Genomic DNA, 15,119 nt, shown 5'->3' on the forward strand with positions numbered 1-15,119 from the left:
CCCTATTGCCGAGGGCGGTTCTATTTGAACCAAGATTTTCATTTGTTTCTGATGTTTTTTTTCTCAGATGTCGTCTTCAGAAATCCATCGAAAGGAAACGATTTTGAATCTGCGGCCTGAATTTTCCAGTGGCTCCGTTGTGCGTTGAAGGATGGTCTCGAGATAGGATTCGCTAATGACCTCACTGTTCAGTGGGTTTGTTGCGGAACCATAGCTTCGGACAACGAAAGTATCTCCACGAACAGTTATCTGAGACCCTATTTTTTCTAAGATGTCGGCCTGAGTAATATAGCCAGGTAAGAATGCGCCACGGCTACCTTGCTTGATTACGTTTCCGCTAGTATTGGAAGTAAAACCCGTTACATGTTCTGGGAGGTAACGGTCATGAGAGCTAGCTTCAAGCATCCAAACGTCGTCCAAACCAGTGATGCCCGGTGGCTCATTATATCGGTTGTTAATATTTGACTTTTCAATTGCTGCTTGAAGCGCTCCCATCAATCCCAGTTCGGCTTGAGCTGAGGTGTCCGCTACCAGGGATCTGTTGACGAAATGAGAAAGTGAATGGAAAGGACCACGAGCCTTAACTTCCGAGACAATTTTCTCTGCAAGATCGAGCAATTGGTCATGAGTTAGTATTCGAAATCCGGCCAAACCATTTTGAGAAAGTATCGGTTGGTTTTCTGGATCGAACGCTTCTAAAGGGGGATTCAAGTAACGCGAATAGGAATGTGGGGTGTTGCCGGGCAAATGAGGTTTTCCTGGCGGGGCTACGGAATTGAAGCTACCTAAGAGTGCTGCCCACGCGCCCACATCGGTAGAATTTACATTGAATGCGCCGTCAACATACAGGTAGTTCGCGCTCGAATCGAAGTCTTCGAGTAAATCGATATCCTGAGTTTGCGTCGATAGGATAGGATTTTTTGAGCGGACGTTTTGAGCCTCGCCCAGGTCTTCCAAGTCGAACTCGCCAAGGAAGTAGTTGTCCCACAGCGCGTCGTTCAATCGGTACGAGAGGTCTTTGAAGTCGTCGTCAGAATTATGTCCTGAAACAAAACTGCCGCTGGTAGATTCGCGAGGGACAATCGGACTGGCTAATGAGTTGGCAAAGGGGTGCGCTGGTTCCCATGGGAGTTGACCAAAGTCGGCATGCTTTAACTGGCCAAGCGAAACCATGGGGTAATCGCCGCGTGGAATCTCAAATAATGCGATACGGTCTCCCTGGCCGTTATTGTCCAAACTTACTGGAATCGCCCAAGAGGTTGTGGGATTGGTTTGATTGCCAAAAAATTGATTGAACTGGTAGTCGTAGTTGTTCGGGTTTGAAAAAAAGAGATCGCCGTTCGAAGCGTCGAAAGAGAGTCCTAGTGGAGGGTCATTGATGATAGGTGTGCGTGGGTTGAAATTCGCAAAGAGTCGAACTGCGCGTTGAGGGAATTGCTTGTTGCCCTCCAAGTTTCGAAACATCACTGCTTTTCCGTGTTTCTGAAGTGGAAAATGGGCAGTATCGGAAGAGATATGATTTAGAGGGAAGATTCTAGGCGGATTCGCAGTAATACCCAAATCTGCCGTTTGCAGAACAAATAGATCTTTATCATCTAGTCGAAGCGCAATGATGTCATTGCCAGTCCTTTGGCGGACACCTACTTCCATTTCATCCAAGTTGCGCCCTTCGACGTCAATGGCCTCGCCAGTGCTTAGGATGAAATGGAAAGCATCGTTAAAATCGGTGGCTTGAAGCGTCCCTCCGGGTGTATGGTTTTCAATTCCTTCTACTTTCCAATCGCCACCATCATATCTAATCGCGAAGCCATCGGCGGCGCTACTAGCCTCGGGAGTGAAGACAAGGGTTTTGCCAGGTGGAATGACGATCGGGGTAAGGCGAAATCGAAGTGTTTTAAGGGGTTCAATAATTGAACTATCACGATTTTCACCGCCTTCGAGTGGTTTTTCGACTAAAACATAGCGCAGTTGCTGGACGCTTCCCAGTTCGATATCTAAGGTTGTTCCTTCTGGAATGCTCAGCGGTACATTGTATGGGTTCCACAGCCAGGCCCGCGGAACAATGCGATACGCAACTGTCGGATTCCCGCTTGTCCAGTCGCCTTCATAGCAACCATAAACTTGCCAGAGGAAACGTATGATCAGCGGTGTTACGGCGGGAGTGGGGTCGGTCTCAGGCCTTATTTCGATGGCTCCCTCGGCGTCGAAATCGTCTCGTAACTCATACCATGATTTAATTCGACCATATAATGGCCCGGTCCCAGAATTTAACTCAAATAGTTCATCGTCATCTTTCAAGGTCGATGAACTATGGTTGTTCAAATAGCTGAACAGGTTTTTCTTGAGCCCTCCATCCTTTACATTGGTAAGGAGGCCTCTCGAGAAAAGCGTTTGCGAGAAATAGGCTTCATTCAAATCCTCTTCGCTCAGACCTGTAGACGCTAGTATGGGGTCGAGTAAAATATGCTCTTTGATGAATGATCTTTCGAGCAGTGATTCGATTTGATAATCAGGCGAGTCCAGATCTCGTAGAGCTTTTAGTGCTTCGACGGTTGGAGCTCCGGATCGCGTCGGGGAGAGATTGGCGATTACTTCCTGTTGCTTGGTGCTAAGATCTCTTTGCCATGATGTAGATGGGTTGATTTTTGCCTTTTGGCTTTCATCTCCAACCCAGTATGCGTAACCGCCTGAGTCTAGCTCTACTTTTTCCACTGACACTCGGTCGGACGACTTCTTCACGGTATTGCTGCCAATTAGTTCAATGGTATCGGCTGAAGTTGTAAAGCTCTCCACATAGTCAATGGTTGTAGGGGATCCTCCGGGAAACTCTCTACCAGAAGTTAGCCAAGCTTCGAACTCGCGAGGGGTTGGGTTGGTCGCGTCGTAGTTTTCGGTATTCCATACTCCCAGCCAGCGCTTGGTGTTGGGAGCTGGCAGGTGCGGAGAGAACTGGTTTTCGTTAAGTATATCGGCGTAAGCCGAAATGCGCTGATCGGGACCTAGGTGTTTTTGGAGGTTACCGATCGCGACCTGGAGGCCAAAGATAGCGTTTTGTCGTGAATGACTCAGGTGTTGAGTGTTCGTTGTCGCCGTAATCTGTGTTTGCACCAAAACGGATAGGCAGATCATCAACGAGAATATGAACCCCAAGAAGACTAGGGCTATTGTCAGTGCAAATCCATTTCTATTGTTGTCAGCCATGGGTGGGGGTGTCGGAGTTCGATTCCAATTTACATCTTAAACTGGTCGCTTTTCAAGTAAAAAGTTTGACAATGGTATAAAAATAATAGAAATATACCAATATTGTATAAATGAGTAAGGCTAAAAAAACTGCTGAGTTACTGCGTGCCCGGATAAACTGTGGCGATTATCTGCTGACCGATGTGCCTGTTGAACGTGCTCTGGCTGAAGAGGTCGGGGTAAGTCGATTGACGGCGAGAAAGGCCCTTTTGATGATGATTGAGGAGGGGTTGTTGCAGCGCACCCCAAGTGGGAAAGTGGTTTGCGCCAGCACGGATAAAGGCGATAGGGTTAGACAAATCGCGTTTCTTTCTCCCGCTTTTTCAAGTTGGAATTTTGACTGGTGGCGTTTTGCGATCGAACGTTGTGCGAGTCGCTCTAATATCGCGATTCGGCCAGTGGACTATGTCCATTGGAATGATCTGGTTGTTGCTCGGACAATCGAACGTTTTGACGGGGTCTTTCTGTGGCCATTCATGGGTGAAATTCCCGATAATGTGCTTAAGATTATCCGTGAATCCGAGAAGCCAGTGGCCCTTTTGGAAAGCAATGGACGAGAGTTGGGTATTCCGTCGATGCAGATGTTGCCGCCAGAGAGCATTCAATTGCTCTTGGAGCTCCTTGCGAGCAAAGGTCACAAACAGATCGATGTGTTGAGTGCTCAGAACTTTGACCCCATCATAGAGGCGCGCATTCAACAATGGTCACTTTGGCGCTCTCTGCATGGGATCGATGGAGAGTTTCATAACTATCCAGTGAAACCCTATGAGTCTACCGTGTCAGGTGGATATAATGCGATGTGCAAGCTTGTGGCTGAGGGTAGGTTTAAGGCTAAAGCCCTGCTCTGTACGAGTGAGCCGGCGGCAATTGGTGCAATGCGGGCGATGAGAGATGTTGGCATCCGGCCTGGTGAAGACGTTGCCATCTGTGCGGCGAAAGACGAGGGTATGTGTCGCTACGTGTCCCCAAGTCTGACTGTCTTGGAGTGTCCCAAGCCCGACCAGTATATTAATCTAATTCTGGATTGGATGCTGAGTGATAAGCGGGAATGGATTGGCTCACTCAATTTGTCACCAGCGCAATTTCAACTTTTTGAAGGCGAATCAACCGACTTCGAATTAAAAGTAAAGCATACCTCAAAATCATCATGAAGAAGACTACTAAAAATGTTATCTCTACAGCTGGACTCACCTTGTTGATTTCAGCTTTTCCCACTGTCGATGCCGCTGCTCAAGTCGTTACTACTAATCTAGCGCAAAATTATGATGCATCAAATCCAGGTGCTGTTGGTGTTTGGCAAAACACACTGGAGCCGGGGGTGCGCGATTGGAGCATGATGGACTCAACTAGCGGAAGTGTTACTTCTGCCGGAACGAATATTACTCACGTATTCAGCTTCAACGGCACCAGTTCGATTGGTGTGCAGGATAGTTTTGCGAGTGGCAGTGTAGTTACCTCCAGTTGGGAATTGTGGATCAAGCCATCAAACCTCACCACCGTAGGAACCTTTTTAGAGTCAGGAGCCAACGCTCAAGGATTTGTCCTTGCACAGAACGGAAACGAAATTGATTTCTTCGTCAATAACGGTGGAGATCAAGTGAATCTGACTTTTCAAATAAACTCTGCATTGATTGAGGACTACATGCAGGTCGTGGCTGTTATTGATTCTGGTTCAGATGTTTCACGATTGTATGTCAACGGTAGTCTTGTTGATAGTGATAGCAATGCCCCTGATTGGAGAGGTTCGAATGACGCATCTATTGGAGGAACGACAAACGCCGCCGGACCCCTCGACGGTTATTTTAATGGTCAGATTGCTATCATGCGGCACTACGACGACTTGGCTTTATCTGATGCACAGGTTTTGCAGAATTATAACGCTGTCGCGGCAATACCCGAACCCAGTCACTTTTCCTTGCTATCGATCGGGACGATTTTGCTTACTCTGACCTGCACTAGAAGAGTCGGTAAGCAAAAGTAAACTTTCTAGATTTTCCGTTTTGTCAGTGCTCCTAGAGTGTTGACGGGATCTTGAGTCTATTCCACCACCCCCAGTCGCAGGGCTGCTTGAAGCATGCTGTGCCCACCTCCATCTCCTAGTCAGTCGTGAAACAAAACATAGTTCTGATCGTAACCGATCAGCAGCGCGCCGATAGTATTGGTTGCTATGGTAACAAGCATAGCTCAACTCCGAATTTGGATGCGCTAGCAAGTGAGGGAACGGTTTGTCGGCGCGCCTATTGCACAACCCCAATCTGTACACCCGCGCGCGCTTCGTTACAAACCGGGCTCTACCCCAGTCTTCATGGCATGCAAACTAATATTTGCACACCGGGATGCCTTTTTCATGAACTACCTGACTCACCAGTTCTTCTTGGTAATCGTATGCGCGAGCATGGCTACTTTACAGCTTACACGGGGAAGTGGCACCTCGGATTTGGCGGAAACGCAGCCGAGCAGTCAGAGTTTCAGAAGCACATGAGAGAGTATCCTTTGTTGAGGCTCTCGGTCGGCTCGGGGGCATTGCCCTCGACACGTGGGTATGAAATCGGAGACGACTTTCCGGGACACGGTGGCGGAGGTGAGAAATTCCCGCAGTTTCAGGAATATTTGCAGGCTAATGGTCTAACATACCAACTTGAGAACAAATTAACCGGAATGGGGCGCGCGGCGACTTTGGCCTCTGGCAAAGAGTCGTCTGTTTCCCACTATCTCACTAATCGGGCAATCGATTGCCTTGAGGATGCTTCCTCGAGGGATCAACCGTTCTTTTTATCATTACATTTTTGGGGTCCACACGAGCCATACTATGTGCCACAGGAATTCTTGGATTTGTATGATATTAATTCTGTGCCGCTCTGGAACGCGATGAGTTCAATGCCTCAACCCAGCCCTCGCATCCATTCAGGAATGCGAAAAGCCAAGGGTAAGGATGAGGATGAAATACGAACGTTCCTTCAGCACTACTATGGATTTGTATCACATATAGATGATGAAGTTGGCCGCTTGGTGCAGGCGTTAAAGCGCTTGGGTGTGTACGAAAATACTACGATTATTTTTACCGCAGATCATGGCGAAAGCTTAGGTTCGCACGGCGGAATGGTCGACAAAGGTCTCAGTATGTTTGAGGAGACCGTCCGCGTGCCATTAATAATCAAGCACTCTCCAAATCAAATCAAAGATACACACGCCTTCATCAATACGACGGACATATACGCAAGCATTTTGGATATTGCTAACTGCAATGAAGGAATCGAACAACAGGGGCAGGGCAGGTCTATTCTGCCTTTGCTGAATGGAGAAGCCCCGGTTGATTGGCCAGATAGCGTCGTCGTGGAAAGCAGCGGGATTGGGCATTGCCTCTTATCTCAAAGAATGATCCGCAATGAATCGTGGAAATACGTCTTAAACGTCGGTGATGTCGATGAGCTCTATGATATGAAGAACGATCCGGATGAGAGCCGAAACTTGATTGCTTCGGACGAATGTTACGATGCGCGCGGCTACATGAAGGAGAAGTTGCTAAACTGGATGGAGCGCAACGAAGACCCCTTGCTTAAGCGGGTGAAATACTTAGCAAATTAAATGGATAAAAAACGACCAAATATCTTATTTATTACATGCGATCAGCTTCGAAAAGATGCGCTGGGTTGTTATGGCAATGAGCTGATCAAAACGCCGAATATTGATTCCATCGCGAATGCAGGCATCAAATTTGAGAATACTTTTGTTACCAGTCCTGCCTGCGCACCAAGCAGAGGATCGATGCTCACTGGGCGTATGCCATCGGTCCATGGCTTACGAATCAATGGTGTGAGTTTGCCGAAGGAAGAAGTATCGTTTATCGAGGTTTTAAGAAACGCTGGGTATCAAACGGCTGGTGTGGGAAAGATGCATTTCAATCCTCAATGGAATTTTCCCCCGGATAACGTAGATGATTTAGTCACTAAGCCAGATACTACCAAAGCAATTAGTCCTCAGCCCCAACCATGGGAGTTCCCTTTTTACGGTATGGACCACTGTATGCTGGTCGAGGACCACAATGCGGGGCCATATGGCGAGTACTTACTTCAGCACGGTTTTGATCCATGGAAAGATCCGCACAGTTTCACATATCCCCAGAGCTACTGTGGCAAATCGTCTATCCCCTTAGAGCATAGTAAATCCAATTGGATTACGGATCGCGCTTTGGAGTTCCTTGACCAAACAGCTGACGAATCACCCTTCTTTGTGTGGATTTCCTATGTTCATCCGCATCACCCATTTGTTGCGCCTGAGTCTTATGACACCATGTATGAAGCCGAAGATATGCCTCTGCCGGTAATGTCTAAGGCAGAGAGAGAACAGTGGCCGTTTGGATACGATAGAAAGTGGAGAGCCGAAGAGGGATCACACGAATCAGTAGGCCTACACAAGTTTGACGAATGTGACTGGCAGCGAATCAAAGCTCACTACTACGGAATGATCTCCCATATCGACGACCAGATCGGCAGAATCCTGGACCGGCTCAGAGCAGATGGGGAATTTGAGAATACTTATATATTCTTCTTGGCCGACCACGGAGAGCTCCTGGGGGATCATGGACTCTTGTTTAAGGGAGCGCATTACGAATCTGTGCTCAATATCCCTTTGCTAATCCAAGGGCCAGGAATTTCAGATTCATCCGAAAGCGACAGTTATCTTTCCATGATGGATATTTCAGCAACGTTGCTCGGATTTGTGGACTTGCCGTTGCCTGATGGAATGATGGGATGTGATCTGTCCGATCCAATTTCGGGGGATCGTCCAATACCATCCCGGGAGCGAGTCCTAGTCGAAGATCCCTTTGGGCCGAGAACGCTACTGACTCCAGAATACCGAATCACATGGCATGGCTATGGTGAGAAAGGGGAGCTTTACGATCGGAAGGCAGATCCGGAGAATTTCGTTAATTTATGGAGCGATGCTTCGAGCGCGGACTTAAAGTCCGAAGCGCTAGATGCATTGGTGCACGAATTGGTTTTGACCGTAGACCCATTGCCGCATCGCACAACTCTCTGTTGATCATGGATCATTTTGTTGGCATGAAAAGCTCTGCTTTCACTCGGGCGAAAGCACTGATTTTGATTCTCATCACCTTGGGTGTCTTGCTTTGCGGGACCGATAGGTTGTCAGCGGAAGTAAGCTATTTGGCGTTAAACCGGAACAGGCTGCAGCTTTACTTCCGGGTGGGTGAAGAATATTTTCCGTTGGAAAAACGTGCTTTCGTGCTACAGAAAATACCTGCTTCGGCTTTAGGGTCGGGCCGTTTTGATCTGTTTGAAAAGCAGATCGATGAAGATGGAACAGAGACATTCAATCGCTTCTTGGACGTAGCCATAGATCCAGAGGTGCCATCACAGACCATACTATTGTATAGGACATTTGCACGCCCTAGGGAGTATAAGATATTTGTTGTTCTAACCGATCTCGAAAGTATCCCGCCGCAGCATGCGCTCATTTTAAATTATACGCCTTTTGAGGTAGCCGTTCACGCAGGGGAGGGGGCGGAAAGTATCGAATCTCTGTCATCCGTTCTCATTCCGTATCAGGATAAGAAATTCACAGCCTCATTTCGTTTCGTTTCACAGGTTAGCGGGGAGTGGAGTGAGCCAGTTTTGCAGTCCGTCAATGTTCTCGAAGGTATGCGGCTATTGGTTGTCGTTGCCTATGAGAAAACGGATGTGGGCGGATATGTCTTTAACCCAATTTTTATCCGAATGAGCAGTAATTAGAATGAATGTATTAAATGAAATGAGCTATATAAAATTTGGTTTTTTTCGAAATTCACGAATGGTTTTTCATGCTACGGTTGGCATTGCGCTGCTGGTGCTTGCTTCTGTCGATCCGGCGTATGGTGGAAGCGGCGAAGAAGTGAATAATTTACTTCTCGATAAACAAAGCTGGGCAAAATTTCACGTTAAGGAGAAGGTTGAGTTTGACTGGAGTTCGCGCGATTTACTCCAAGTTGCTGCCCCAGAAGAAGGAAGGATCGTTTACCAAAATCGAATTCCTCTGGTGGATTCGAGAATCACAGCAACCTTTGATTTTATTGAGCATGAGCCGGAGGATAATACCTCGGCAGGAGTGATCTTTCACGGGGTTGATGACGAGTCCGGCGAGCCATTGAGAGCTGAGGTTTACCCCCAAAGAGAATTGTTTGTATTCGGTGATACCTCTGAGACTTTTAAGCGGTTACCCGAAAATCCCCTCCATTATGAGTTGGATATCGTATTCGAGGGAGAACAGGCCGTATTGTATTGGGGCGGGCGCGAAATTTCTCGTGCTGGCGTTCAAATAAACCAAGCTAATTCTTCCGTTTGTGTTTTTGTATCGCAGGGAAGTATCCAAGTTAGCAAGGTTCTGGTGCGGCAGCGTTCAGATGCTAATACTATCTTATTTCGTGAAGGTGCTGATGTCAGTATTGATGTAGGTGATTCTTTGAAGTCGATTCCATCACCATGGACGGACTATTGGGGAACCCACTATGCTTATGTCGAAGGCCCTGAGGATGCAGATCCTCACACCCGTTACTCTGCAGTTCGTAGCTACGGTGGCCCACATATCGGGATTGTTCGGGAAGAAAAGCGATCCGATGCAACAATTCGTCCAGCCGTGTTTGATGACGAAGAAGTTCGTGTGGATATCGATAGTTTTCGAAGAGAGTCCAACGATGGAATGCAATTTGTCTCAGAACTTATTCCAGAGCTTATCGATTATGATCTCATGGCGGTGTGGCAGATGCATATGAGAGGTGAGCGTGATGGCCAGTTATTTTTTGAGCGAGATGTCTATTACCATTTTCTGAGTCTGATGTATCAGCAATGGCCACAGGTTCGCGATCATGTAGTTTGGCAAGTGGGAAATGAGTTGGTGAGTTTACATTGGAACCCCAAATTAGTGAACAGAAAGAAATTCAGAAATATGCGTCCTCCCGAGGGCTTGCCGGGCAATCAGTTTAATAAAGGATATGATCTAAATTGGAAGTTGGACTTTTACATTAATCATTGGTTGGCGCCTGCGGTCCAAGTTGTTGAGCGTGTCAGTAATGAAAGGTTCGGAGGTCCCAATGCCATTCCGGTAGCCGTTGGATCAATGAATCCATACAATGCACCGAATGTCTGGTTTCTGGAATCACTGATGGAAAGCAGTTTTGGTGATGACGCTCCCGCCGAACTACGTGGAGATCCCGTCTGGAAGCATTTCGACTATCTTACAGTCCACTATATGTTTGTTCCGAATAGTGGAAGTGAGATTCGGGATCGGATGGATCGCTATTACGAGGATTACCTGAAGACAGGAAAAGTGAAAGGGATTTGGATTACCGAGTTGCACGGCAGAGCAGGCAAAGGACCGGTGACTATATTGGCGAGTGGATTCAAGTTCCTCGATTGGGTCGTTGATAATCAGCTAACTGCGGACCAGGCGAAAGTTTTTTGGTGGGGTGAGCGCGAGAGGGCAGGTGGGGATGGTATGGACCTTACCCGTAAAATGGGAGAGTTCTTTGGTCAATCGGCACTAAAGTATGACCATCTCGATTCGGACAAGGCGGATGTTTATGTTGTCTTCGAAGACTCTCTAGTTTCCACACGAGCACTTGTGTGTGTCATCCCTAATGAGGTGAAAGGTTTTGTTGATTTCGGAAGTATTCGCCTGAATGGACTGGGTTTTGAGGGCTGGAATGTCGAAGCAGTTCAGTACTCGAAAATTACTCTACCCATGGCGAGCGAGCTGTCCCCGGAGGTTTCAGAAGGAGCACTGATCTTGCCTTTGAATCGACGGATTACCGAGCCATTCTTGATTTGGTTGAAGAAGTAGATTGTTCAAGATTATGAAAAAAAATATACATAAATTTATTTGGCCAGTAATTGGCCTGGTATCTCTTAATGCTGATGAGAGCACTTCCTTAAACCGAACCTCATGGCAGAATACGATTGGCGTGCACTATCGGCTTGATCCGGAAAATTACATCGGCACTACCAGAGGATGGCCAAGGTTGGCGGCTATTGGCTTCAAGCAGGATGTAACCTGGCTAAAGCCAAAGAATATCGAACCGGTGGTAGGGCATTTCAGTGGTGAAGAGCGCTTCTACGTTCTTGAGGATGAAGCCGTAGAAGTTGGCGATGTCGAACTGGAAGAGATTACAAATTCTGATCCAGACAGAAGGTCGCTGGATGCTGATGCCCTTGATGCATTGGATCGTAATAAGAATAAGAAAGGCATAAAGAAAAAGAATCCAGCACCAGGCGATATTTGGAGCCTCGGGATTAATTACATTGACGCCGTTCAGTCGGCGAATGAAGCCGGTATTGATCTGGTCATACACACCGGAGGTATATCGCCCCACCGCAAGGGTGGTGGTGCGCGTGAAATCGAATACTTGATGGCGAAAAATGGGGCGTATTTTAAAGATACTCTCTATGAGACTTTTGTGCGGTTGAATACGGGTGTTTTCGCTGATCGCACGAACACGATATATTGGGAAATTGGTAACGAAGTAAATTCCAGCAATCGCTTTTCGCTTCGCGACATTACAGATGGTGAGCATGTTCGTGGTCATCCACAGCATGGGTACGATTACGTTGAGTTTTATTTAGCTCCGGCAATTGAAGCCTTGCGGGAAGCATCGACGGATGTATACGGTGACCCTGGAAAAGTTAAGATTCTGATGGGGTCAGTTTCAGGTGTGCTCAAACCTGAAAACCGCGAGTATCTCGACCTCATTCTAGGCAGTACAATCGAAGGATTGCATGCTCCAACTCTGGCTGGAAAAAAGGTTGGCGAGGTTATCGACGCGGCTGTAATTCATTACAGTAATGGACAACGGGACCTGTTGCAGGGAATCTTCGACCAGTGGATCGCCAGTGGCGAGGTAAAAGACCTTTGGACAACAGAGGAACTAGGCGCGCGTGGTCGGGGGGATTATACGGTAGCGCTCGTTAGTTTTGAGTGGTTGAGCTTCGTTTTGGAAAATGATTGGCCTGAAGGCGCTATTCCAAAAGCTATTTTTTGGGGAGATGAACGACAACACCCCGGTGAAGTAACCACCGGAACGGGGGCGCAGGAGATCCTTGGGCCATTTTTGAAGAATTATCCACTTGTTGCGGCAAGAAATCAGATTGTTCCTGAAACGCGTGCAGACTTACAATGGTTAGCCATTCGGGCTGATGTGGACAGTGATGAAATCCGTTATGCGATTCATGTTCACCCTTACTTTACGTCCCAAGCTGCACTGAGAGGAGTCTCTATCTATCCTGACCTGGGCTCGTTAGAAGGAGAATATGATGTAACGGTTGATTGTCATGTCTTCTCAATAGGAGAGGAAAATCGTACTCGAGAGCTCGAGGTGGATCTTCTGGATCATCGCATCTTTATCGAATTCGATCCGATGTGGGATATGAAAATCAATGAGTCCGCGGTTCTGTTGGTGACCTTTCAAAAGCTCTAGTGTGTAAGTTTCGGAAGGCATTCGATATCGGGATACGAATCTCAATGAAATCTCAAAAGCCCCATCAAGAAACGGATCCTAAAGACCGAGTTTCAGTTCCGCAGAAGATCGCGTTTGGAAGTGGGCTGATTTCCTACTCAATAATGAATAACGGCTTCAACCAGATGTTGAACGTCATATTCAACGTTAATTTTGGAGTTAGCCCAGTTCTACTAGGCTGGATCACGGCTTTGTCGCGAGTGTACGACGCCGTGTCTGATCCGGTGATGGGCTCAATTACTGACAATACTAGAAGTCGGTGGGGTAGGCGGCGGCCCTATCTCGCGTTGGGAGGTTTTCTTGGTGGGATATTTTTTGCGTCACTTTGGTGGGCTCCTCAGCAACAATCAGACACGTTTTATTTTGGTTGGATTTTAGTCGGAGCCTTACTTCTGACCACCGCATTCACGATATACTCGGTCCCCTACATTGCCCTCAGCTTCGAAATGAGTCCAGACTACCATGAGCGGACCCGAGTGATGGCCTACAAAGTGGGGATGGGGAAACTTGGTGGCATTTTGGTGGGGAGTTTATTTTGGTGGACTCAGAGGCCGATTTTCGACGACACGATTGAGGGCATGCGCTATGTGGGCATTGGAGCCGGGATTTTGATTTTCATCATATCTCTGGTGCCAACCTTGTTTGTTCGGGAAAATCCCGAAGTTGCAACGGTAGCTCGAAAGCAGAAAAAGACCCCATTGCTCAAGAGTATGAAGTCGACTCTTTCCCAGCCAGCATTCCTCATTATCATAGGGCTCACGCTATGCCTGATTTGTAGTTTAAATCTAGTTAATTTCCTGGGCTTTTATGTGAGCCTTTATTACATCTTTGATGGTGTTCAACGAGAAGCTGCAAATGTAAGTTTAGCAGCAGGATTCATCGGTCCGGTGGTTGGGCTTCTTTCGATCCCGGTTGTAACCGTTACCTCCAGTTTAATTGGTAAACGTCGAGCGCTCGCCTGCTTTCTGGCGTTGGCTTTCATCGGCAGCATTCTTAAATGGTATCTGTATACGCCAGCCGGACCTTACTTACAACTGATTCCAAATGCCCTGATGGGAGCTGGTCTTGGCGCTACGTGGTTACTTTTAAACGCTATGATTCCTGATGTTTGCGATTTGGATGAGTTGAAAACAGGCGGTAACGTCCAAAAAGTTTCGCAAAATTGAAAGGAGTGCCTTTCCGCCGGTTATCCGGTAGGCAGTTGGTTAACGACAACTAACAGCCATGGAAGACACCAACGAAAAGACACCTGAAGAGACAGTAACAGGCCGGGAGGCCGAATCAAGCGAAGTTGTTCGCATCAACTTCGATCATCTGAAGAAGGACCTAAGCGGATTCGTCCGTGGAACGGTAGAGGATGCCTTGAACGGCCTTTTGAACGCCGAGGCGGAGCATCTGTGCAATGCCGGTCGCTATGAACGCAGCGAAGAGCGTTCGGCCCATCGCAGCGGACATTACGAACGGGGATTGGAGACTGGAGCGGGCAAAGTGACCTTGAAGGTCCCGAAGCTTCGTGGAGCGAGCTTCGAGACTCAGATCATCGAGCGTTACAAACGCCGCGAGTCCAGCGTGGAAGAGTCGCTGGTGGTTCCGAGCGAAGCGACAGCAGCAAGCCGAAGGCGCGCAGTATGTATTTGGCCGGGGTAAGCGTTCGCCGGGTCGAGGACATCACCGAAGCTCTCTGGGGCACGCGGGTAAGTCCCTCGACGGTCAGTAACCTCAACCAGAAGATTTACGAGCGTATTGAGGAGTGGCGGCAGAGGCCGCTCAGGAATCGCTACGTGTATACCTACCTGGACGGCCTTTGGCTCAAGCGGGCTTGGGGAGGCGAGGTCGAGAACGTCAGTATCCTCGTGGCCATCGGAGTGAACGAGATGGGATTCCGCGAGGTGCTCGGAGTGAGCGAGGGCATGAGCGAAGACAAGGAGAGCTGGAGGAACCTGCTTCGCAACCTATACGGGCGGGGACTGCGCCGGATCGATCTGGCGATCTCCGATAAGGCAGCCGGGTTGATCGAGGCCTTACCGGAGTTTTATCCGCAAGCCAAATGGCAACGATGTGTCTTCCACTTCCATAAAAACATCCTACACAAAGTGCCCAAACAAAAGCGCGAGGAGGTGATCCCTATGCTCAAGGCAATCCATGCCCAGGAAGATGCCCAAAGTGCCCGCGAAAAAGCAATCTCCGTGGCCGCCAAGCTCGAAGACTTGAAGCTCGGTCCTGCAGCCAGCATCCTGCTTCAGGGAATCGACGAATCGCTCACCTACTACCGTTTCCCCAGAGAGCACCACCGCAGCATCCGCACCAACAATATGCTCGAAAGGATCATGAAGGAGATACGTCGCAGAACCCGAGTGGTCGGAAGCTTCCCGGA

Annotated in this window: 9 protein-coding genes and 1 pseudogene; 9 read left to right on the forward strand and 1 reads right to left on the reverse strand. The window is 48.1% G+C overall.

Annotated features, from left to right (window positions below; all coding sequences use genetic code 11):
* Positions 1–63: 63 nt before the first annotated feature.
* Positions 64–3,201: a hypothetical protein gene (locus H5P30_RS19475; protein WP_185694589.1), complete on the reverse strand. Its 3,138-nt coding sequence runs from the start codon at positions 3,199–3,201 to the stop codon at positions 64–66.
* Between the two features lie 110 nt (positions 3,202–3,311).
* On the opposite strand from H5P30_RS19475, the gene H5P30_RS19480 reads away from it, so the two are divergent.
* The 9 genes and pseudogenes from H5P30_RS19480 to H5P30_RS19525 all read left to right on the forward strand — a co-directional run.
* Positions 3,312–4,391, forward strand: a complete 1,080-nt coding sequence (locus tag H5P30_RS19480; protein WP_185694590.1) for a substrate-binding domain-containing protein — start codon at positions 3,312–3,314, stop codon at positions 4,389–4,391.
* Positions 4,388–5,221 (forward strand): LamG-like jellyroll fold domain-containing protein, encoded by an 834-nt coding sequence (locus tag H5P30_RS19485; RefSeq protein ID WP_185694591.1) that lies wholly within the window; start codon positions 4,388–4,390, stop codon positions 5,219–5,221. Before H5P30_RS19480 ends, H5P30_RS19485 begins: the two co-directional genes overlap by 4 nt.
* Positions 5,222–5,346: 125 nt before the next feature.
* Complete coding sequence (locus tag H5P30_RS19490; RefSeq protein WP_185694592.1) at positions 5,347–6,825, forward strand: sulfatase-like hydrolase/transferase; 1,479 nt, start codon at positions 5,347–5,349, stop codon at positions 6,823–6,825.
* Positions 6,826–8,283 carry a sulfatase family protein gene (locus tag H5P30_RS19495; protein ID WP_185694593.1) on the forward strand — a complete coding sequence of 486 codons (1,458 nt, stop codon included), beginning with the start codon at positions 6,826–6,828 and terminating at the stop codon, positions 8,281–8,283. It begins immediately after the preceding gene.
* 2 nt (positions 8,284–8,285) lie between these two features.
* Complete coding sequence (locus tag H5P30_RS19500; protein WP_185694594.1) at positions 8,286–8,993, forward strand: hypothetical protein; 708 nt, start codon at positions 8,286–8,288, stop codon at positions 8,991–8,993.
* A 1-nt stretch (position 8,994) separates the two neighbouring features.
* A complete protein-coding gene (locus H5P30_RS19505; protein ID WP_185694595.1) occupies positions 8,995–11,076 on the forward strand; it encodes a hypothetical protein in 2,082 nt (693 codons plus the stop codon).
* A 13-nt stretch (positions 11,077–11,089) separates the two neighbouring features.
* A complete protein-coding gene (locus tag H5P30_RS19510; RefSeq protein WP_185694596.1) occupies positions 11,090–12,706 on the forward strand; it encodes a hypothetical protein in 1,617 nt (538 codons plus the stop codon).
* Between the two features lie 44 nt (positions 12,707–12,750).
* Positions 12,751–13,911, forward strand: a complete 1,161-nt coding sequence (locus tag H5P30_RS19515) for an MFS transporter (protein ID WP_185694597.1) — start codon at positions 12,751–12,753, stop codon at positions 13,909–13,911.
* A gap of 58 nt (positions 13,912–13,969) precedes the next feature.
* A pseudogene (locus tag H5P30_RS19525) lies at positions 13,970–15,119 on the forward strand (IS256 family transposase); the annotation flags it as partial.

This window comes from Puniceicoccus vermicola, from assembly GCF_014230055.1.
GTDB lineage: Bacteria > Verrucomicrobiota > Verrucomicrobiia > Opitutales > Puniceicoccaceae > Puniceicoccus > Puniceicoccus vermicola.

Excerpts from the sequence above, each read along its gene's own strand:
- H5P30_RS19475 (WP_185694589.1), bottom strand. The coding sequence starts at position 3,201 with ATGGCTGACAACAATAGAAATGGATTTGCACTGACAATAGCCCTAGTC.
- H5P30_RS19480 (WP_185694590.1), top strand. The coding sequence starts at position 3,312 with ATGAGTAAGGCTAAAAAAACTGCTGAGTTACTGCGTGCCCGGATAAAC.
- H5P30_RS19485 (WP_185694591.1), top strand. The coding sequence starts at position 4,388 with ATGAAGAAGACTACTAAAAATGTTATCTCTACAGCTGGACTCACCTTG.
- H5P30_RS19495 (WP_185694593.1), top strand. The coding sequence starts at position 6,826 with ATGGATAAAAAACGACCAAATATCTTATTTATTACATGCGATCAGCTT.
- H5P30_RS19500 (WP_185694594.1), top strand. The coding sequence starts at position 8,286 with ATGGATCATTTTGTTGGCATGAAAAGCTCTGCTTTCACTCGGGCGAAA.
- H5P30_RS19505 (WP_185694595.1), top strand. The coding sequence starts at position 8,995 with ATGAATGTATTAAATGAAATGAGCTATATAAAATTTGGTTTTTTTCGA.
- H5P30_RS19510 (WP_185694596.1), top strand. The coding sequence starts at position 11,090 with ATGAAAAAAAATATACATAAATTTATTTGGCCAGTAATTGGCCTGGTA.
- H5P30_RS19515 (WP_185694597.1), top strand. The coding sequence starts at position 12,751 with ATGAAATCTCAAAAGCCCCATCAAGAAACGGATCCTAAAGACCGAGTT.